Below are 19,853 nucleotides of genomic sequence, written 5' to 3'. Positions count from 1 at the left end.
GGGTGCGGGGTCATGTTCGTGGACTCCGCACCCGGCATCCTCGCTTCAGTTCTGGACGACCGGCCCGGTCGACTCTCGCACGACGAGCGTCGTCGTCAGGCCGGGTTCCTCGTCACCCCGAGGCGTTCCGCGCACTTCGGCGACGAGACGGTGGACGGCAGCCTCACCGATGGCGGCAAGGGGGCTGCGGACGGTCGTCAGCGACGGGCTGGTCAGATCGGCGCTGAAGATGTCGTCGAAGCCGATGACGCTGAGTCTGCCGGGTACCGGGACGCCCGCTGCCCTGCACGCCCGCAGCAGTCCGAGGGCCATGAGGTCGTTGTAGGTGATGACCGCGGTCACGCCGGACGCGATGATCTTCGGCAGAGCGTGTTCACCGCCATCGACGGTCGGCCGGCTGGCGGTGAATATCGCGATCGACAGGCCGCGTGCACGGGCCGAACCGAAGATGCTGTCCCATCGGGTGCGGTTCATCCACGACACGGCCGGTCCTGCGAGGTAGCCGATCGAGCGGTGGCCGAGGTCGGCGAGGTGGCCGATCGCCTGCGCGACACCCGCAATCACGTCGGGGGTGATGGACGGGAGGCCGGGAACGACGCGGTTGGCCAGGATGACCGGCTTCGTCGCGGCCAGCTGACTGATCTCGTCGTCGCGCAGGCGGGAGCCGACGAGGAGCAGGCCGTCGACCGCGGACTGCAGGCGGCCGGCGGTGGCGAGCTCGAGCTCGCCGGACTCTTGCGACTCCGCGTACACGAGTGTCTGTCCAGTGGCGGCGATCGCGCGTTCTGCTCCGCGCACGAGGTCGAAGTAGACAGGGTTGGTGATGTCGGAGATGAGGATTGCCAAGGTGTCGGTGCGGCCGGTCGGGAGTGCACGCGCCATCGGGTTGATGCGGTAACCCAACTCCAGGGCGACCGCGCGGACGCGCTGCTCCGTCGCGCGATTGACCCGCCCGGGCTTGTTGAGCGCCCTGGAGACCGTCGACGCGTTGACGCCGGCCGCCCGCGCGACGTCGTAGATGGTCGGAACGAGGCGTCGCCCGCCCGCCCGGGCCGGTGTCTCCTCGGCGAGCTTGCCCTGTGGATCATCCATGTCGTCCTCTGTCCGTCTTGCGTCGGATTGCCGGTGCTGCGCCCGTAATGGCAAGTTCTGGCAATCGGTTGACAGATTTTGTCTTGCTCAGTCAAAATAGCACCACGAGCCCCTCGCACCGTCGCGGAGGAAGAAGGAAACCACCCATGACGAACACCCCGGTCATCCCCGGCTATCACCCCGATCCGTCGATCTGTCGTGTCGGAGCGGACTACTTCCTCGCCACCTCGAGCTTCGAGTACTCACCCGGTGTGCCCATCTTCACGAGCACGGACCTCCGCTCGTGGGACCAGCTCGGCAACGCCCTCGACCGCGAAAGTCAGCTGACGGTGCGGACCGGCGTCGATGGCGCCAGCGGCGGTGTCTACGCACCCACCCTTCGACACCATGACGGCCGGTTCTGGCTCACGACGACCAACGTCGACGAGATCACCCGGGGGCATCTCATCGTGCACGCGGAGCGTCCCGGGGGGCCCTGGAGCGAGCCGGTCTACACGGAGGGCCTGATCGGGATCGACCCCGACCTCGCCTGGGGTGACGACGGGGTCTGCAGGCTCACATGGGGCGATGTGATGCGCGGTTGCATCTCCCAGGTCGAGGTCGATCCGTCGACCGGTCGGGTCCTGTCCGAACCCGTGGTGCTCTGGCGTGGCATCGGAACCGGCGACACCCATCCCGAAGGCCCGCACGTGTTCAAACGCGGAGACTGGTGGTACCTGCTGGTCGCCGAGGGCGGCACCGGTCCTGGCCACATGGTGACCATCGCGCGATCGGCGAGCATCGACGGCCCGTTCGCGGGGAACCCGGCGAATCCGATCTTGTCGCACCGCAGCACGACGCACGCCGTCCAGTCCACCGGACACGCCGACCTGGTGGAAGCTGAGGACGGCAGTTGGGCGATGGTCCACCTCGGCGTCCGACTGCGTGGGTCGTTCCCGCGATGGCACACGAACGGCCGCGAGACCTTCCTCGTCGGCATCGACTGGGTGGACGACTGGCCCGTCGTCGTGGAGGACCGCTTCGCGGGTGTGACCACGGAGACCTCGTTCGTGGACACCTTCGACGCTGCAGGTCTCCACCCGCGGTGGATCGCCCCGGGTCGGGCCCCGGCATCCTTCGCGCACGTCGGGAACGGTGCGTTGCGTCTGGCGGCCGGACGTGCGGCGGTCAGCCGTGACGCCGAACGGCTGCTGGCGGTGCGCGCACGTGACGAGCAATGGGCCGTCGAGGTGGTCGCACCCGATGGCGACATCGCGCTCGGCGTCCGCATCGACGACGCGCATCAGGCCATGGTCCAGCGGATCGGTGACCGCGTGACGGTCCGGGTCGTCATCGGCCCGCTCGACCAGCTCGTCGCCGAACGGACCGGCGTCGACCGGCGCGAGCCGTTGGTCGTCCGGGCCATCGCGAACCCGCAACAGCGCCCAGGCGCGCGCACCGGCCCCGACCGCATCGTCCTCGGCTTCGGCACCGAGCCGGACGTACTCGCCGACATCGACGGTCGGTACTGCTCGACCGAGGTCGCCGGCGGGTTCACGGGTCGCGTGATCGGCGTCGAGGCGCTCGGCGGCGACGCGACCGTCACGCGGTTCTCCTACACCGCACTCCACTGACACCAGCCCCGCCTCATCGACCGTCACCACCTCGCATCGTCGCGAAGAAGGAACCCCATGTTGAAACCCCGCTCCACCCCCACCCGAGACCTCGTCAACCTCGACGGCCTCTGGGCGTTCGCGCTCGACTCCGCCGTCGAAGACGAGCCCTGGCTCGGACGCCTGTCGACGAGGCTGGAGGCCGCCGTCCCAGCCAGCTTCAACGACCAGTTCACGTCCTCGACCATCCGCGACCATGTGGGATGGGTGTACTACCAGCGCACGGTGACCATTCCCCGCGGGTGGACCGATGAGTGCGTGCGGTTGCGGTTCGACGCCGCCACGCACGCCGCACGGGTGTATGTCGACGACGCATTCGTGGGCGAGCACCAGGGCGGATACACGCCGTTCGAGATCGACATCACCGGGCGGGTCCGGCCAGGGGACACCGTCCGGCTGACGGTCGGCGTCGACAACCGACTCACGAACGTCACCATCCCGCCCGGCATCATCAGCGAGGCGCCGGACGGACGCGCGAAGCAGACGGTGCTCCACGACTTCTACAACTACGCGGGGCTCGCTCGCTCCGTCTGGCTGTACAGCTCGCCCAAAGTCCGCGTGGAGGACGTGACCGTCGTCACGGACGTCGACGGGTCGGACGGTGTCGTGCGATACCGCATTGAGACGAGCGCTCCGGCCTCGGTCCGCGCGCGGGTTCTCGACCCCGACGGCACCGAGGTCGCCACCGGCGCAGGGGACTCCGCCACCGTCGTCATCCCGGAAGTCACCCTCTGGCAGCCTGGCGCGGCCCACCTCTACGACCTCGTCGTGGAACTGTTCGACGACGAGATCCTCATCGACAGCTATACGCAGTCGTTCGGCGTCCGCACGGTCGAGGTCCGCGGAGCACAACTCCTCATCAACGGTTCGCCCTTCTACTTCACCGGCTTCGGCAAGCACGAAGACACCGCCATCCGAGGGAAGGGGCACGACAACGCCTACCTGGTCCACGACTTCCAGCTCCTCGACTGGATCGGCGCGAACTCCTTCCGCACCTCGCATTACCCCTACGCGGAGGAGGTGCTCGAGTTCGCCGACCGGCAGGGCATCGTCGTGATCGACGAGACGGCGGCAGTCGGCCTGAACCTCGGCGTGCAGGGCGGGCTCACCGGTATCCCACCGACACCGACGTTCGCACCGGAGAACTTCGGTGGGGTCACGCGCGAGGTCCACGCCCAGCATCTCCGAGAGCTGATCGACCGCGACAAGAACCACCCGAGCGTCGTCATGTGGTGCATCGCGAACGAGCCGGCGTCGAACGAGGAGGGCGCGCGCGAATACTTCGAACCGCTCGTCGACCTCGCCCGCGAGCTCGATCCGACGAGGCCGCTCACCTACGCGGCGGTCATGTTCGCGAACGCGCAGAATGACAAGATCGCCGACCTCTTCGACGTCCTCAGCATCAACCGCTACTTCGGCTGGTACGTGTTCACCGGTGACCTCGCCACGGCCGAGCATTACCTCGAGCAGGACCTGAGGGGCTGGGCCGAGCGGTTCGGGAAACCGATCATGATGTCCGAGTACGGCGCGGACACCATGCCCGGCCAGCACTCCGTGTGGGACATGCCATGGAGTGAGGAGTACCAGACCGACTACCTCGCCATGAACCACCGCGTCTTCGATCGGATCCCCGAGTTCATCGGCGAGCACGTCTGGAACTTCGCCGACTTCCAGACGTCCCCCGGCATCCACCGCGTCGACGGCAACCGCAAGGGCGTCTTCACCCGCGATCGCAAACCGAAGGGTGCCGCGTTCTCGTTGCGCCGTCGGTGGACCGGGCTCGACGGGTCGAAGCCCGGACAAGCGCCCGACGGAGGCACCGACGACCGGTGACCCCTCCATCCGCGTGCGGCCCCTCGGGGGTGAGGGCCGCCGTGGGTGATCCTGAACCCGAACCACACCCGCACCACCCGATCCGAAGAAGGAACCCATGGGCATCAACGACGAGCTCACTCCAGAGGAGTCCTCACGCATCACCATCGCCGCTGCCACGGCGCGTCCCATGACCTCCGGCACCGCCGCAGGTCCCACCACCACCAACCTCCCGACGCCGGACGGACCGACGCGGCCGGTGAGCGCGCGGTTCATCGTGACGATGATGCTCGCGAACTTCGGATCCTCGATGGCGTTCATCGTCCCGCTGTCCTACTCGTTGGCCCTCCGGATCCAAGAGCTCGTTCCCGGCCACGAGGAGGTCCTCGGGTACGCCACGGGCCTCGCGCAGGCGGTGTTCATCCTCACGGCGCCGCTCATCGGCATCTGGAGTGACCGCACCCGCTCCCGCATCGGTCGTCGGCGCCCGTTCATGCTCGGCGGGATCGTCTTCGGTCTCGTCGGTCTCCTCGTCATCTCGGTGGCGCCCAGCGTGCCGGTCCTCATCATCGGCTGGATCATCGCCATGTTCGGCTGGGCGAACGTCGGGGCGGCGATCATGTTCCTCCAGGCGGACCTCGTGCCGGAGCAGCAGCGCGGCAAGATCTCCGGGCTCACCGGTCTGACCGCCCAGGTCGCACCGATCCTCGGTATCGGCGTCGTCTACGCCGTGGTCGACATCAGCACCATCCTCGTGTTCCTGCTGCCTGGCGTCATCGGTGCCGTCACCGTGCTCGTGTTCGTCTTCCTCGGCAAGGACCCGGACTCGCGCGGCATGGCGCTGCCGAACGACCGGATCTCCCTCAGGAAGGTGTTCTCGAGCTACGCCTTCAACCCGCGGAAGTACCCCGACTTCGGGTGGAACTGGCTCGGACGGTTCACCTTCTTCATCGGGCTGTACTTCAACACGAGCTTCGCGACCTTCTTCTACGCGCAGCGGCTCGGGCTGCCGGTCTCCGAGATCGCCGGCGCCGTGACCGTCATCGGCCTCCTCGGGGTCGTGGCCGCCGTCATCGGAGCGCTCGGCGGCGGGTGGGTGTCCGACAAGCTGGGACGCCGGAAGCTCTTCGTCCTCATCGGTGCACTGCTCTTCGCGGTCGGCGCGGTGATCGAGGCCACCGCGTTCTCCTTCCCGCAGCTCGTCATCGGAGCTGTCATCATGAACCTCGCCCTGGCGGCGTTCGGCGCCGTCGACCAGGCCATCGTCCTGGCGATCCTCCCCGACCGCTCTGAGGCCGGTCGCTACATGTCGGTCGTGTCCTTCGCGCAGAAGCTGCCGAGCGCGATCGCCCCGCTCCTCGCCCCAGCGATCATCGCGATCGGTGCGGTGGACGGAGTGAAGAACTACACGCTGCTGTATCTCGTCGGCGGGGTGTTCGCCCTGCTGGGCGGCTCGATCATCCTGACGAAGGTGAAGGGCATCCGGTAGGCGCCCCGCGAGGCTCGGTGAGCGGACATCCGTCCGCCGAGCCTGGCGAGGGGCACCGTCACCCGCCGTTCGACTGCCGGATACCCTCGCCGAGCGCAGTGAACCGGTAGACGTACCCGCCCGCTTCGCCGCTGACCGTCACATACGCGTCGGTCGTCCCCGGCTCGATGGCGACGTTCGTCGCCGATCCGACCCCGTCCTCGTCGTGGGGCATCTCCACGGTGGCGAGGTGCTCGCCGGTGTCGCTGTAGACGAGGACCGCCGCCCGACCGTGGAGACCGAGGTAGAGGTTGCCGTCGGCGTCCACCGCCGCCGAGTCGACCTGCGTCGTCCCGCCGTCGATGTGAAGTGCGGGGAATGCCGTCACCACCCGGGAGCCGGTCTCGTCCAGCCGGACGAAGTCGACCTGGTTCCCCGTGTTGTGCGTCACCCAGAGGCCGTCGAACCCGGGGGTGAAGGCGACGCCGTTGGGGGCGGCGAGCCCGTCGGCGAGGACGCTCGGCTCCGCGGTCGAACCGTCAAGCCGGATGAGCCGGCCCGACGCCTCCCAATACGGCCGGTCGTACCCGGCGGAGTCCGAGACATAGAGGTGACCCGCCTCGTCGAAGGAGACATCGTCCGGGTGGATCGGGGCCCCGTCGACGTCGCCGGCGAAGAACTGCCTGAGATCGTCGCCGTCCGCAGTGATGCTGTCGATCCGGCCGCCGATGAAGTCCGTGAGGTACAGCCGGTCGTCCACGGGGCTGAACTGCGCGGAGGTGTACGCGCTCGTCGAATCCGTGTGGATGGGCGTGACGTCGAGGGACTCGGTGTCGATGCGGAGCACCTTCGGTTCGCCGGGAGGTGCCGTGACGTCTACCACGTAGAGGTCGCCGTCGGGTCCGAATGTCGGGCCCTCGAGGAGTGTCATCCCCGTGAGTTCGTGCGGTGACGTGACCTGGAGGAGTTCGGTGGCGGTGATGGTGGTCGCCCCTGCATGTCCCGTCGTCGACGAGGCGGCGGGCGCGGTGGTGGCGGTGGTGCATCCGGCCAGCGTCGTCGCCAGGACGAGGCCGCCGAACACCCGGACGTCGCGGCGTCGCCACACGGCGGTGTCGGCGCTCATCGGCTCGCGCCAGCGGTCGCGATCTCGGCGGTCACGAGCACCTCGTGCAGCCCGTTCGCCCGCCACTCGGCCAGCAACCGTCGGAACTGGAGCGGGCTGCCCGAGTACGAGGCGCCGGTCATCGACCGCGTCCCCTCCCCGTTGTAGTACCCGGGCGTGCAGGCGGCCTGGTAGGCGGTCACGTCTCGGGCGGTCCGGGCGATGGTCCGCACCCAGGCCTCCTCCGCTTCCGCCGTCGGCTCGACACGGACGACGTCCGCCGCGCGTGCCTCCTCGACGACCGCAGCGATGTGCTCGGCCTGGTCGCGCAGGATGTGCGCGAAGTTCACCGAGGTCGCGTTCTGGATCGGGCCCAGCTGGAACAGGTTCGGGAAACCGTGGGTCATGAACCCGTGCAGTGTCCGCGGTCCGCGGCCCCAGGCCTCGAGGAGGTTCCGACCGTCGCGTCCAATGACGGGCAGAGTGCCTGAGACGACGCCGGACACCCCGGCTTCGAACCCGGTGGCGAAGATGACGCAGTCGACCTCGTACTCGGTGTCGCCGACCACCACGGAGCGCTCGGTCATGCGTGTGATCCCGCCGTGGTCGGCGGTGTCGACCAGGGTCACGTTCGGACGGTTGAACGTCTGCAGGTAGTGGTCGCTGAAGGCCGGACGCTTGCACATGTAGCGGTACCACGGCTTCAGGACGGCGGCCGTGGCCGGGTCCTCGACGACCGCGTCCACCCGCGCTCGGATGCGGTTCATCGTGGCGGCGTCCTGGAGCTCCTCGAGCAGCTCCCGCTCGTCGTCGGGGATCGTGGTGTCGACCCGCCCCGACAGCACCTTCCGCTGCAGCGTCGCCGTCGCCGTCCAGCCGTCGTCGACCAGCGACTCCTCGACCGGTTCGCCGGAGAGCACGGCGACGAAGTTGTCCATCCGTTCGCGCTGCCAACCGGGACGGAGCGACGCCGCCCAGTCCGGGTCCGTCGGCCGGTTGTCGCGGACGTCGACGGTCGAAGGCGTCCGCTGGAACACGATGAGCTCCTGGGCGTCGCGGCCGAGGTGGGGGATCACCTGGATGCCCGTCGCCCCGGTACCGACGACCGCGACCCGCTTGTCCGCGAGGCCGGTGAGTCCGCCGTCCGCGCTTCCGCCCGTGTAGTCGTAGTCCCACCGACTCGTGTGGAAGGTGTGGCCGCGGAACGTCTCGATGCCGGGGATGCCGGGGAGCTTCGGTTGCGTCAGCGTGCCGGAGGAGGTGATGACGAACCGCGCCGTCATGCGGTCGCCGCGATCCGTCTCGACGATCCAGTGGCCGCCGTCGTCATCCCAGGTGAGCCCGGTCGCGCGGGTCTGGAACAGGGCGTCGGAAAGGAGCCCGTAGTGCTCGGCGATCGCGTCGGCGTGCTGCCGGATCTCCTCGCCCGGGGAGTACCGCCAGTTCGGGACGGTCCCGATCTCCTCGAGCAGGGGCAGGTAGACCGAGGACTCGACGTCGCAGTGGATGCCGGGGTAGCGGTTCCAGTACCAGGTGCCGCCCACACCTCCGGCCTCGTCCATGAGTCGGATCGACTCGACGCCGGCGTCGCGGAGGCGTGCCGCGGTGAGCAGACCGCCGAATCCGGCGCCGATGATCAGCACCTCGACGTGGTCGGTCCGGGGCTCGCGCTCCTGCCAGGCCGTGTAGGGGTCCTTCGCGTAGTATCCGAACGCACCCGCGGCGCGGCGGTACTGGGCCTGGCCGTCGGGGCGGAGTCGACGATCGCGTTCGCGCGCGTACGTTGCGCGGAGGGCGTCGAGGTCGATGTCGTCGGTCTCGGGGAGCGGGGCTGTCGTGGTCATGGGAAAAGCTTAGCTTTTGGCTAAGTAAATAGTCCTGGGGATCTGCTGAGTCACCACTACCGTGGTCTCATGAGCGCAGCGGAACGGGGTCGGGACGCGGTCGTCCGCAGCGTCGAGGCGCTGGCGCTCACCATCTCGATCCGGTCGATCCCCATGAGCCTCGAGCCGCTCCTGAAGACCGACCTCACCATCGCGCAGCTCAAGGTGCTCTCCCTCGTGGTCACGAGCGAGGACGGCGCGACCGGCGGGGGACTCGCGGAGACCTTCGGCGTCTCGATGGCGACCACGTCGAAGCACGTCGACCGTCTCGTGGAGCAGGGGCTCGTCACCCGCGAATTCGACGCGGACGACCAGCGCGTCCGGCGGATCCGTGCGACCGAGCTCGGCCGGGCCGTGGTGCTGCGCATGATGGCGTCGCGTCCGGAGCTCGGCTCGGAGGTCCTGCGGGACCTCGCCACCGAGGATCTCCGAGCGCTCGAGCAGGGGCTCCGCGCCGTCGACGAGTTGCTGCGAGCCCGGCGCGGCTGACCGGCCGGTGCCGCACCGGCTTCCACATCAGGCCGAGGGGTTTCCCCTCAGGCGCCCCTCACGACCGCGACGCCCTGGGACCCCAGACGGAGGCCGGCCGCCGAGGCACCGCTCAACAGGTCGATGCCGGACAGGGTCAGTGTGATCGGCGTTGCACCGTGGTTGATCACGACGGTGAGGTCCCCACGACGGACGGCCTCGACCCACGACGGCGTCGGCTCGTCGTGGACCCGGAGTGGCGCGATGCCCGCCTCCGCCACCAGCGCGCGGATGAGTGCACGGGTGTCGTCGAGACCCAGGCGCGTCGCCAGGTACCACGCGGTCCCGTCGCCGCTGACCCGACGGGTGAGCGCGGGCCGACCGCTCAGCGGTCCGTCGGCGAACACCGCCTGCACGTCGGCGTCGTGCACCCGGACGGCCTCGCTCCACTCGACGCCGATCGCGGCGCCGTCGGCGAAGACCGGACCCTCGACCCGGACGGACGGGGCGACGGTCGACTCCGGACGCACCGGGATGGCTCCAGGCCGGTCCCAGGCGCCGGCGAGCGGGACGAACTCCTCGATCCAGACACCGAGGGTCTGCTGCAACGGCCCCAGGTAGCCGCCGAGCCGTGCCCGGTGCGTCGTGTCCACGATCGCCGACTGCGGCGTGACGAGCAGGACGGAGCCTCCGCGGACGGCGGCGTCGAGCGCGGCGAGCCGCGCATCGTCGGCGACGAACATCGCCGGCGCGACGATCAGCGCGTACCCCGAGAGGTCCTCGTCGCCGCGCACGAAGTCGACCACGACACCCTCCTCCGACAAGGCCGCGTGCCACGGCGCGATGAGCGACGGGTAGCTCGAGCGCATTGGGAGCCCTCGGTGTTCGATCGCCCACCAACTCTCCCAGTCCAGGACGATGGCGGCCCGCGCGCGGACCGGCGCACCCGTCACCGCGTCGAGCGAGCCGAGCTCAGAGCCGAGCGCCTCGATCTCGCGCCAGATCCTGGTGTCGGTCCCCGCATGCGGAAGCATCGCGGAGTGGAACTGCTCGGCGCCGACGGCGGATTGCCGCCACTGGAAGAACAGGATGCCGTCGGCTCCGCGGGCGATCGCCTGATAGGACAGTGCGCGCATCTGGCCGGGGGCCTTCGGCGCGTTGCTCGGTCGCATGTTCGCCGCGCCCGCCGCCTGTTCCATGAGGAGCCAGGGGCGCCCGCGCCCGAGCGACCGCATCAGGTCACGCGCCAGGGCCGCGGACCGGGCCGCGTCGGGATCGGCCGGATCCGGGTAGAGGTCGTCGGCGACGACGTCGACGTGTGGCGCCCATCGCCAGTAGTCCAGACCGCGGAACAGGCCCATGAAGTTGGTGGTGACCGGGATCTCCGGGGTGACCCGCCGGAGGACGTCCTTCTCGGCCAGGAAGCAGTCGAGCAACTCGTCCGAGCTGAAGCGGTCGAAGTCGAGGAGTTGCGACGGGTTGCCGTACGCGGGTGTCGTGCGCGGGGGCTCGACCTGATCGAAGGAGGTGTAGCGCTGCGACCAGAATGTCGTGCCCCATGCTTCGTTCAGGGCGTCGACCGTGCCGTACCTCCTGATCAGCCAACGGCGGAAAGCGTTCTCCGACTCCTCGCAGTAGCAGCGCGACACATGGCATCCGTACTCGTTGTTGACGTGCCAGAGCACGAGGGCGGGGTGGTCGCCGTACCGCTCGGCGAGGGCGGTGACCAGTCGGACCGCCGCTTCGCGGTAAGCGGGCGAACTCGGGCAGTACGCCTGCCGGGAACCGGCGTGCAGTCGAACGCCGTCCGCCGTCACCGGAAGGGACGCGGGATACCGGTGGGAGAACCACATCGGCGGCGATGCCGTGGCGGTCGCCAGGTCCACTCGGATGCCGCCCGAGTGCAGTGTGTCTAGCACGGTGTCGAGCCAGGCGAAGTCGTAGACGCCTTCCTCCGGTTCGAGCAACGCCCAGGAGAAGACCCCGACGGTCGCGAGCGTGACGCCGGCCTGCTGCATGAGCGAGACGTCCTCGTCCCAGACCTCGCGCGGCCACTGCTCCGGGTTGTAGTCCCCGCCGAACCAGGGGGTTGCTGCGAATGCTGAACGCATGGGTCGTGATCCTCGTTCCGTGGGGCGGTCGATCCACGACCGCCCCGCTCCGGTGATGGGTTACTTGATGGCGCCGGCGCCGATGCCCTTGACGATGTGCCGCTGCGCCAGCAGGTAGAACACGACCACGGGGACGATCGAGATGGTCGTCGCCGCCAACAGGATCTGCTGCTGCGGGGTGTCGGCCGAGGTGAACGCGGTGAGGCCCCGTTGGATCGGCATGAGCGCGTTGTCGTCGAAGATCACGAGCGCCATCAGGTACTCGTTCCACGCCCCGAGGCCTTGGATGACCGCGACCGCAGCGAGGCCAGGACGCGCGAGCGGCAGGATGACGCTGAAGAAGGTGCGAACCGGCCCCGCGCCGTCGAGCGCGGCCGCCTCCTCCAGGTCGCGTGGCTGGCTCACGAAGAAGCTCCGCATGATGAGCGTCGACATGGGGATGCCGGAGGTGATCAGGATGAGGATGTAGCCGACGGGGTTGTTGGTCAGCCCGAGCGAGATGAGGAGTTTGTACTGCGCGAGGAACATCGCGGGTGCCGGGATGATCATGACCGCCAGGATGACGACGGTGAAGACGCCCTTCCCGGCGAAGTCGAGGCGGGCGAGCGCGTACCCGGCGAGGCTCGAGACGACGAGGATGCCGACGACCGCGCAGCCGGTGTAGACGACGCTGTTCCGCAGGTAGGTGCCGAGGTCGCCCTGCACCCACGCGGTCACGTAGTTGGCCCACTGCGGGGACGCCGGGAGGAGGCTGTCGTTGGAGAGCAACTCCGTGAGGCTCTGCAGCGACCCGGAGAGCATCCACAGCAGCGGGAGGAGCGCCGTCAGGGCCGCGACGACCAGGAGACCGTAGAGGCCGACCTGGTCCGGGCGGATCCTGCGTCTCCGGTGCGGCGGCTTCGGGCGAGGCCCGCGGTCGCCCGAAGGCCGAGCGGTCGTCAGCGACCGCGTGCTCTGCTGGTCGGGTCCAGTGGTGATCGTCACCGTCGTGACCTCCATCCGGTGATGGCGAGTTGGAACACGGAGAGCAGCACCAGGGCGCCGCCGAAGACGACGGACATGGCGGCTGCGCTGCCGTACCGCCAGTTGACGAAGGCCTCGTTGTAGATCGCGAGCGTCGGCACCATGGTGTGGTACCCGGGCCCGCCGTTCGTCAACACCTGCACGGTGCCGAAGATCTGGAGCGCCGCGAGGAGGGTCAGGAGACTCACGATCGAGGTCACGGGTGCCAGGTGCGGCCAGGTGATCGATCGGAACGTGGTCCACGGCCCCGCGCCGTCGAGCTCCGCCGCCTCGTAGAGTTCCTTCGGCACGTCCTGCAGGCCGGCGAGGAACAGGAGGAAGCCGAACCCCCAGTGGAACCAGATGAACACCGCTGCGACGGCGGGGAGCGCGACGGCCGGGTCGCCCAACCAGTTCTGGGCGAGGGTGCCGAGGCCGAGGGTCTCGAGCACGCGGTTCAGGACCCCGCTCCCCGGGGCGAGGATGAACGAGAACAGGAGTCCGACGACGACGACCGACAGCACACCCGGCAGGTAGAACACCGTTCGGAAGAAGGTCTTGCCCCGGGTGATGCGGTTCACGGCGAGTGCCATGCCGAGCGCGATGCCGTTACCGAGGAAGAACCCCACGACGCCGAAGAAGAGGACATTCCGCATCGAGGCCCAGAAGACGACGTCGCCGGCGATGAACTCGTAGTTGGCGAGGCCGACCCAGGGGGTGTCCGGGCTCACGCCGTCCCATGACTGGAAGCTGAGCAGGATCGCCTGGGCGAACGGCGTGATCGTGAAGACGCCGATCAGGGCGATCGCCGGAGCGAGGAACAACCAGCCGGTGAGGTTCCGGCGCATGGGGCGGCCCCCGCCGCGCGCGCGGGTCACGCGCACGGCGGCGGGGGCCAGGATCGGCTGCGAGGTCATGGCGTGCGGTCCTGTGCGGCCTGGATGTTCGCCAACACCTCGTCGACCGTCGCCTCGCCCAGGACGAGTCGTTGCGCCTCGGCGACGATGGCCGTCTTGACGTCGGTGGTGAAGGTCGCCGACATGACCTGGACGTCCTCGACACCGGCGGCGTAGCCGGCCAGCTGCTGAGGCACGTCACCGGCGGCCAGCAACTCGGGGTTCGTCGGCAGGATGCGACCGACCTCGGCGAAGACGCTCTGCTGCTCCGGTTCGGTCAGCCACTTCACGAAGTCGAGTGCCTCCTCGGGGTGTGAGCCCTTGGGGTTGATGACCGCGCCCTTCCCGGGGATGCCGGGGGAGCGTGGGTCGAGGGTCGCACCGTCGAGCTTCGGCAGGGGGAGCGAGAAGTAGTCCTCGAACTCGGGGTTGGTGCGGAGCCCGACGGAGACGCCGGGGGAGGCGTCGAAGATGGAGCCGCTCGCCTGGGTGAAGAACGACGTCTCCACGTTCGGGTTGTCGTCCTGACCGCCCGGCAGTGCGTCGTTCGCGATGACGCCGGCGTCCTTGAGGTCGACGAGGAACTGGAAGGCGTTGCGCCAGCCGTCGGCCTCCCAGCTCGCCTCGCCGTTGAAGGTGGCCTCGATCTCCTCGTCGGTCAGCCAGTTCGAGGCCAGTCCTTGGATGAGCTGCGGGGTGAGCGACGCGGCGACGCTGAACTTCTCGCCGGCGGCCGAGGCCGCGAGCGCGTCGACGAACTCGGCGCCGGTGGTCGGGGCGTTGTCCTGGCTGATGCCGGTGAGTGCTGGGTTGACCAGGAATCCGTACGTCTGGGTCTCCCAGTGCACGGTGTAGATCCCGGCGGGCACACCGAGGTTGTTCCCCTCGTCGAAGGTCGACATCTCGATGACGGCGGGGCTGAAGTCGTCCGCCCAGCCGCCGTCGAGTTCCTTGGTCAGGTCCATCGCCCACCCGGCCTTGTAGAAGGGCGCCATGTCGGTGGCGTTGAACGAGGAGTAGATGTCTGGCATGGACTTCGACTGCGCCTTCGCCTGCAGTTTGGGGAGGTAGTCGGCCGGTCCGGGGGAGTCGATCGTGATCTTCACGCCCGTCTCCGTCGTGTACTGCTCGGCGAGCTGGGTCAGGGCGGCCTCCTGGCCGCGCGACTGGTTCATGAAGGTCAGTTCGACCTCACCGTCGGTTGCGGGCTCGGCGGCGGAGCAGCCGCTGAGGAGGAGGGCGGCGACGGCTGCGATCGAGCCGCCGACGACGATCGTGGCGCGTCTGCGCGCTCCACCGATCGGGGATGGGGTGTTCTGGAAACTGTGCATGGTCCTCACCTTTGAAAGCCAGGGATGACTCCGGTCGGGTGATCGGAGTCCGGCGATCCGTTCGGTCGCCGTCGTTCGGGTGGTGCGTGTGTCGTCGTGCGGTGCGTCATCGTGGACGACGGGTGTCAACCGGTTGCCAAGCTGTGCCTCGTCTCATGTCGGTGTGTGGGGTCGTGGGGCCGTGGGGTGGTGGAGCCGGTGCGATCGGCGTCAGGGAGCGCCGGCGAGGCCGCGATCGAGGGAGTCGGCGCGCACCGATTCGAACCCCTCGGCGACGATCGACCAGCCCGGGGGGAGTGCCGCGCCGTCGCGGTGGGCCGCGACGAGGTGGGCCGTCGCGGCCAGGAGTCCGCCGTTCGCCGGCAGGTAGAGCGAGAGGAAGCCCGGCATCTGCGGGTTGTGGCCGTTGTTCAGGTAGACGTTCTTCGGCGACGTCATGAGCAGCCCGTCGATCGCACGTGACAGGTCGCCCAACCGCGCTGCGGTCATCGCCATCACGGAGTAGTCCCACCCCCAGCTCGACTGCAGGTCCCAGTGTTCCCACACGCTGTCGAGTGTCGCGGACATGATCGACGGATCGATGAGCTCGGTCGGAGGCAGCCAACCGTACGCCATCAACATCGACGGGTGGTCCTTCCGCACCAGGAACGGTGGTGTCGCGACGGCGGCGTAGGTCCCGTCGTCGAGCACGGTCGGCGATCGCATCCCCTCGGAGACCCGACGCCACCGGGGGTCCTCAACAAGCCCGAGCCGCTCCCGCCAGGTGTTGGCGACAGCGAGGGCCCAGGACCAGTAGGCGAGCTCGAAGGTCGGGTCGGCCGTCGTCTCCCGCTCGGCGAGATAGCTCTCCTGGGCGGGGATCAGGGGCGGGGGGAGCGTGAAGGAGTCGTTCCGTTCGGCGACGACGTCGGCCATGAAGGTCGCCGTCGCCTCGACGAGCGGATAGTGCCGGCGGAGGAACGCCTCGTCCCGGCCGCTCGCGTGGAGGAGTTCGAGCAGGTGGATCACGTGCGGCTGCTGCCAGACGAGGAACACCCCGATGTTACTCGGGGACTCTCGGGCGGACGGATCGGTCTGCTTCGGCCATCTCGCCCCGCGATACCCCTGGTGGCGAGCCGTCTCGCGAGCCGCATCGAGCGACCGGTGGTAGAAGTCGAGGCTGCGTTCGAGCAGTGCGCCACGGTTCCACAGGGCGAAGTGCGCGGCGTGCCACCAGTGCATCTCGAGGTGGAACTTGCCGGACCAGCTGTTGTACGTCAGGCCCGTCTCCGCTGGAGGTGTGCGGCCGGCGCAGTTGACGGCGAGGAGGTACTGGGAGAGGACGAGTCGACGTTCCAGTTCGGTCGCCCGCTCGTCGGTGCTGTCGCCGAGGTCGACCGCAGAGCCGTTCTCCCAGTATCGGCACCACCATTCGGCGGCGGCGGAGCAGACGTCGGTGAACGTGGAGCGCTCCGTGCGATCGAACGCTGCGGGACCGGGTCGGAGCGCCACCACGACGTCCAGCTCGGGGCGGTCGGTCGCGGCCGCGACGCCGTCGGGGCCGTGCTCGCGCAGCTCGCCGGTCGTGGTCACGTGGACGGCATACGCGGTGGCCTCGACCGTCCGTCGTGCGATCCAGTCCTGCGGCGACCGAGCCTCCCAGCTCGTGGTCTCCTCCAGTGGATGTTCGAACGGGGCCAGATCATCGGGCTGCGGATCGAACACCCACGCGACGCCCCAGCCCTCGGCCAGGAGGGAGGAGCGCACCTGGACCGCGAACCGATCGGCGTCTGGGTCGCCGACGGTGGTCACCTGGACGCGGTGCCCGAGCACCGAGTAATCCGCGTCGACCCGACCCGACCAGAGGTCGAGGGTTGTCAGGGCGTCGTCGATGATCGAGGGGTCGAGTGGCCCGGGGTGGTCGAGGCGGACGAGCGCGAGCCGACCGAGGTGGGCGCGGCGCGGGTTGTAGTGGAACCAGGCCCCGGCGGTGAACTCGGGAGCGATCGGGTCTCCCGGGCGCTGCAGTCCCATGCGGTCCAGGTAGGGGACCGGGCCTCGCTCGGTGGCATGGGTGGTCTCGGCCTCGGCGAGTTCGAGCGGCCGGGTGGGGCGCGTCTCGTACCAGCCCCAACCGGACTGGGTCTGCAGCGGGATCTGGAAGTCGTCGCGGTCGAACGCGCGAGGTCGCTGCTCGGGGAGGGCGTCGAGGCCGTCGCGAGGCACGCGGAGCGGGTCGGGGCGGAGCCGGTGGACCTCGGGGAAGGACTGCAGCCCGGAGAGGTCGACCGTGAGGGCGGCGTCGCCGTTGCCCACCGTGAACACCTCGGTGGGGTGGGCGGAGGTGATCACCGGGTTGTGTCGGCGCACGAGTCTCCGTCGATCGATCGCCATGCCGTCACCACCAATCCTCTACGCTAATTCTGAGTCGTCTATCACTTTGGTGCGTTGAACATATCATTGCACCGGCAGACGTTCAAGAGTCGACGAGGAGTCTGGATGCGAGAGAAGCGCGGGCCGTACGCGAAGTCCGATCAGCGACGGAGGGCACTCAGCGAGGCCGCACTGCAGCTCGTGCAGGAGCGAGGGCACCGGGCGGTCGCCGTCTCGGAGATCGCAGCGCTCGCCGGAGCCAGTGAGCCGACGGTCTACTACCACTACCCGACCAAGGAGAGCCTGCTCATCGCGGCCCTCCAACAGCACGACGACGAGAACATCCGCGAGCGAGGGGCCGAGGCCGGAGCGATCGCCGACATGGGTGACCGTGCCGCGCTCGGCGTGCAGCGGACGAACTTCGGGCGACTCTACAACGAGCTCGCCGGAGCGGCGGCGGATCCCGAGCATCCGGCGAACGGGTACTTCCAGCGACGTTGGGAGCGGTCCGTGGAGGTGGTCGCCACGGACATCGAGCGCCTGCAGGAGGCGGGACAGGTGCCGAGGGAGGTCGATGCGGATCAGGCGGCGCAGCTCCTGCTCGCCGCGTGGGAGGGGCTCCAGCTGCGGTGGATGCAGGGCCCGCCGTTCGACATCCGAGCGCTCATCGAATCGCACATCCGCGCCCTGCTCGGACCCGACGCGTTGGCGTGACCAGGGCGGACGACCGCTGCGGCCACCCCGCCGTCACGGCAGGGCGACCGCAGCGGTCGGGCGGGGCGGTTCAGAAGCGACCGGCGCGGAACCGTTCGACTCCGACGGCGCCCTCCACGACCGCGGCGGTGAGTTCCTCCACGCTCGTGTCCTCACGGCGGACGTCGAGGATCTTCCGTCCGTGGTTCATCACGATATGCCGGTCGCACACCTGGTAGGCGTGGTGCAGGTTGTGGGTGACGAGCACCGAGCTGACGCCCTCCGACTTCAACTGCCGAAGATAGTTCAGCAGTGCCTCGGTCGCGCGCACCGCGAGGGCCGAGGTGGGTTCGTCGAGGATGAGGAGGCTCCGCTTGAAGTGGACGGCGCGGGCGATGGCGACCGCTTGTGCCTGACCGCCTGACAACGAGGCGACAAGCTGCTTCGAGGACTTGATGCCCTCGATCGTCACGACGGTGTCAAGGATCTCGGAGGTGATCGCGTCCATCTGCTTCATCTTCATGAGTCCGAGGCGGTTGGTGATCTCGCGACCCATGAACAGGTTTCGGGTGATCGACATCTGCGGGACGAGAGCCGAGTCCTGGAAGATCGTCTCGACGCCGAGCTGCTCGGTGAGCGCTCGGTTGACCGTGTCGTGGTGCTGTCCCTGCCAGGTGTAGGAACCAGATGTCATCTGGACGACTCCGGACAGGATCTTGACGAGCGTGGACTTGCCCGCTCCGTTGTCGCCGAGCAGTCCGACCACCTCGCTGTTGCCGATGTCGAAGGAGACGTCGTTGAGGACGGTGTTCGCTCCGTACCGCTTGGTGACGCCCTCGATCCGCAAGAGCGGGGTCGCGGTGTCGATGGTGGCGTCGATGGTCACGAAGCCTTTCCTTCCATGAGCTTGTTGAAGATGGCGGCGATGACGATGATGAGTCCGACGAAGAGTTGGATGTAGAAGCCGGGGGCCTTGGCCAGGATGAGGCCGTTCTCGATGATCCGGATCAGCGCGGCGCCGATGATCATGCCGACGATGCTCCCTCGGCCACCGAGTAGGGAGGTTCCGCCGACGACGGCGGCCGCGATGGCCATCAGCGTGTAGTCGTCGGTGCTCCCCGGCTGCATCGACGACGTGCGGACGGCGATCAGGATCGCGGCGAAGCCGACGAGTCCGCCGAAGATGCCGAAGGCCATGAGTCGGACCGCCGAAGGGTTGATCGAGATCGCCTTCGCCGCTGCAGCGTTGCCGCCGACGGCGTAGACGTGGTTGCCGCGCTTGTGCCGGTGCAGGAAGAGCCAGGCGATGACGCCGATGACGAGCAGCCAGACCAACTGTGAGCGGAAGAGCCCGAAGTCGCCGGCGAAGAGCGTCACCAGGGTGTCGTCCTTCGCGCTGGACAGGATCGCCGGTGACGTCCCATTCACGAAGAGGCTCGCCCCGGTCCAGAAGAAGCCCATGCCGAGCGTTGCGATGAACGACGGGATCTTGGTGACGACCACGATGAGACCGTTGATGAGCGCGATGCCTGTACCGCAGGCGATCGCGGCGAGAGCTCCCCATCCCCAGCCCACCGCCTCTGAGATGCGGATGAAGATGATCGCGGAGAAGCCGATGTTCGCGCCGAGGGACAGGTCGAACTCGCCCGCGATCATGAGGATCCCTGCTCCGATACCGAGGATCGCGAGCACTGGTATGGACTGGGAGATCACTCCGGAGAGGTTGCTCGGTGAGAGGAACGGGAACGCGTCGGGGGCGACGATGCCGGCGATGACGAAGCCGAGGAGCACGATCGCGAAGATGATGCCGATCTCCAGCGCGCCGCGTCCGCGGGTGTAGGTGATCGTGTCCCGGAGGCGGGCGGCGAAGCCCTGCGGCTGGTTGTCCGACAGTCTGCGAGGCTGCGAGATGCTCTCCGTGGAGAGCGGAGCGGTCAGGATGGGCGCGGGATCGCGCGTGGGTGGTTGAGACATGGGGGTCCTTCGGT

15 protein-coding genes are annotated in these 19,853 nt (G+C 68.6%); 5 read left to right on the top strand and 10 right to left on the bottom strand.

Annotated elements, in window-relative coordinates; all coding sequences use genetic code 11:
- Positions 1–45 precede the first annotated feature (45 nt).
- Positions 46–1,092: a LacI family DNA-binding transcriptional regulator gene (locus ACZZZB_RS00805; RefSeq protein ID WP_463528766.1), complete on the bottom strand. Its 1,047-nt coding sequence runs from the start codon at positions 1,090–1,092 to the stop codon at positions 46–48.
- A 146-nt stretch (positions 1,093–1,238) separates the two neighbouring features.
- Here ACZZZB_RS00805 and ACZZZB_RS00800 point away from each other — a divergent pair, with 146 nt between their 5' ends.
- The 3 genes from ACZZZB_RS00800 (at position 1,239) to ACZZZB_RS00790 (ending at position 6,045) form a co-directional block, all read left to right on the top strand.
- Positions 1,239–2,705: a family 43 glycosylhydrolase gene (locus ACZZZB_RS00800; RefSeq protein WP_463528765.1), complete on the top strand. Its 1,467-nt coding sequence runs from the start codon at positions 1,239–1,241 to the stop codon at positions 2,703–2,705.
- A gap of 57 nt (positions 2,706–2,762) precedes the next feature.
- Positions 2,763–4,577 (top strand): beta-glucuronidase, encoded by a 1,815-nt coding sequence (gene uidA / locus ACZZZB_RS00795; protein ID WP_463528764.1) that lies wholly within the window; start codon positions 2,763–2,765, stop codon positions 4,575–4,577.
- Positions 4,578–4,674: 97 nt separating this feature from the next.
- Entirely contained in the window at positions 4,675–6,045 is a 1,371-nt protein-coding gene (locus ACZZZB_RS00790) for an MFS transporter (RefSeq protein ID WP_191940990.1), read from the top strand.
- 58 nt (positions 6,046–6,103) lie between these two features.
- Here ACZZZB_RS00790 and ACZZZB_RS00785 read toward each other — a convergent pair whose 3' ends face one another.
- Both ACZZZB_RS00785 and ACZZZB_RS00780 read right to left on the bottom strand, forming a co-directional pair.
- The gene (locus ACZZZB_RS00785; RefSeq protein WP_463528763.1) at positions 6,104–7,150 is read right to left on the bottom strand and encodes an SMP-30/gluconolactonase/LRE family protein; all 1,047 of its coding nucleotides are present in this window, start codon (positions 7,148–7,150) and stop codon (positions 6,104–6,106) included.
- Positions 7,147–8,973 carry a flavin-containing monooxygenase gene (locus tag ACZZZB_RS00780; RefSeq protein WP_463528762.1) on the bottom strand — a complete coding sequence of 609 codons (1,827 nt, stop codon included), beginning with the start codon at positions 8,971–8,973 and terminating at the stop codon, positions 7,147–7,149. The genes ACZZZB_RS00785 and ACZZZB_RS00780 overlap by 4 nt, the downstream gene beginning before the upstream one ends.
- A 69-nt stretch (positions 8,974–9,042) precedes the next feature.
- Here ACZZZB_RS00780 and ACZZZB_RS00775 point away from each other — a divergent pair, with 69 nt between their 5' ends.
- The gene (locus tag ACZZZB_RS00775; protein WP_083397198.1) at positions 9,043–9,501 is read left to right on the top strand and encodes a MarR family winged helix-turn-helix transcriptional regulator; all 459 of its coding nucleotides are present in this window, start codon (positions 9,043–9,045) and stop codon (positions 9,499–9,501) included.
- A gap of 47 nt (positions 9,502–9,548) precedes the next feature.
- On the opposite strand, the gene ACZZZB_RS00770 is transcribed toward ACZZZB_RS00775, so the two are convergent.
- The 5 genes from ACZZZB_RS00770 to ACZZZB_RS00750 form a co-directional block, all read right to left on the bottom strand.
- The gene (locus ACZZZB_RS00770; protein WP_463528761.1) at positions 9,549–11,591 is read right to left on the bottom strand and encodes a beta-galactosidase; all 2,043 of its coding nucleotides are present in this window, start codon (positions 11,589–11,591) and stop codon (positions 9,549–9,551) included.
- A 60-nt stretch (positions 11,592–11,651) separates the two neighbouring features.
- Positions 11,652–12,575 (bottom strand): carbohydrate ABC transporter permease, encoded by a 924-nt coding sequence (locus ACZZZB_RS00765; RefSeq protein WP_463528760.1) that lies wholly within the window; start codon positions 12,573–12,575, stop codon positions 11,652–11,654.
- Positions 12,572–13,510 carry a carbohydrate ABC transporter permease gene (locus ACZZZB_RS00760; protein WP_463528759.1) on the bottom strand — a complete coding sequence of 313 codons (939 nt, stop codon included), beginning with the start codon at positions 13,508–13,510 and terminating at the stop codon, positions 12,572–12,574. The genes ACZZZB_RS00765 and ACZZZB_RS00760 overlap by 4 nt, the downstream gene beginning before the upstream one ends.
- The gene (locus tag ACZZZB_RS00755) at positions 13,507–14,820 is read right to left on the bottom strand and encodes an ABC transporter substrate-binding protein (protein ID WP_463528758.1); all 1,314 of its coding nucleotides are present in this window, start codon (positions 14,818–14,820) and stop codon (positions 13,507–13,509) included. Before ACZZZB_RS00755 ends, ACZZZB_RS00760 begins: the two co-directional genes overlap by 4 nt.
- Before the next feature lie 210 nt (positions 14,821–15,030).
- On the bottom strand, positions 15,031–17,193 hold the full coding sequence (locus ACZZZB_RS00750) for a hypothetical protein (RefSeq protein WP_463528757.1): 2,163 nt from the start codon (positions 17,191–17,193) through the stop codon (positions 15,031–15,033).
- Between the two features lie 105 nt (positions 17,194–17,298).
- Here ACZZZB_RS00750 and ACZZZB_RS00745 point away from each other — a divergent pair, with 105 nt between their 5' ends.
- A complete protein-coding gene (locus ACZZZB_RS00745; protein ID WP_192005019.1) occupies positions 17,299–17,886 on the top strand; it encodes a TetR/AcrR family transcriptional regulator in 588 nt (195 codons plus the stop codon).
- A 70-nt stretch (positions 17,887–17,956) separates the two neighbouring features.
- On the opposite strand, the gene ACZZZB_RS00740 is transcribed toward ACZZZB_RS00745, so the two are convergent.
- Entirely contained in the window at positions 17,957–18,751 is a 795-nt protein-coding gene (locus ACZZZB_RS00740) for an ATP-binding cassette domain-containing protein (protein ID WP_197977473.1), read from the bottom strand.
- Entirely contained in the window at positions 18,748–19,839 is a 1,092-nt protein-coding gene (locus ACZZZB_RS00735; protein WP_463528756.1) for an ABC transporter permease, read from the bottom strand. Before ACZZZB_RS00735 ends, ACZZZB_RS00740 begins: the two co-directional genes overlap by 4 nt.
- Positions 19,840–19,853: the final 14 nt, after the last annotated feature.

The organism is Plantibacter sp. AC185, from assembly GCF_979258065.1.
Note: the sequence above shows the minus strand (reverse complement) of the source record. Positions and strands in the feature narration are given on the sequence as shown.

What these genes read in the sequence shown, in the direction of transcription:
- ACZZZB_RS00805 (WP_463528766.1), bottom strand. Translation starts at nt 1,092, where the DNA reads ATGGATGATCCACAGGGCAAGCTCGCCGAGGAGACACCGGCCCGGGCG.
- ACZZZB_RS00800 (WP_463528765.1), top strand. Translation starts at nt 1,239, where the DNA reads ATGACGAACACCCCGGTCATCCCCGGCTATCACCCCGATCCGTCGATC.
- uidA (WP_463528764.1), top strand. Translation starts at nt 2,763, where the DNA reads ATGTTGAAACCCCGCTCCACCCCCACCCGAGACCTCGTCAACCTCGAC.
- ACZZZB_RS00790 (WP_191940990.1), top strand. Translation starts at nt 4,675, where the DNA reads ATGGGCATCAACGACGAGCTCACTCCAGAGGAGTCCTCACGCATCACC.
- ACZZZB_RS00785 (WP_463528763.1), bottom strand. Translation starts at nt 7,150, where the DNA reads ATGAGCGCCGACACCGCCGTGTGGCGACGCCGCGACGTCCGGGTGTTC.
- ACZZZB_RS00780 (WP_463528762.1), bottom strand. Translation starts at nt 8,973, where the DNA reads ATGACCACGACAGCCCCGCTCCCCGAGACCGACGACATCGACCTCGAC.
- ACZZZB_RS00775 (WP_083397198.1), top strand. Translation starts at nt 9,043, where the DNA reads ATGAGCGCAGCGGAACGGGGTCGGGACGCGGTCGTCCGCAGCGTCGAG.
- ACZZZB_RS00770 (WP_463528761.1), bottom strand. Translation starts at nt 11,591, where the DNA reads ATGCGTTCAGCATTCGCAGCAACCCCCTGGTTCGGCGGGGACTACAAC.
- ACZZZB_RS00760 (WP_463528759.1), bottom strand. Translation starts at nt 13,510, where the DNA reads ATGACCTCGCAGCCGATCCTGGCCCCCGCCGCCGTGCGCGTGACCCGC.
- ACZZZB_RS00755 (WP_463528758.1), bottom strand. Translation starts at nt 14,820, where the DNA reads ATGCACAGTTTCCAGAACACCCCATCCCCGATCGGTGGAGCGCGCAGA.
- ACZZZB_RS00750 (WP_463528757.1), bottom strand. Translation starts at nt 17,193, where the DNA reads ATGGCGATCGATCGACGGAGACTCGTGCGCCGACACAACCCGGTGATC.
- ACZZZB_RS00745 (WP_192005019.1), top strand. Translation starts at nt 17,299, where the DNA reads ATGCGAGAGAAGCGCGGGCCGTACGCGAAGTCCGATCAGCGACGGAGG.
- ACZZZB_RS00735 (WP_463528756.1), bottom strand. Translation starts at nt 19,839, where the DNA reads ATGTCTCAACCACCCACGCGCGATCCCGCGCCCATCCTGACCGCTCCG.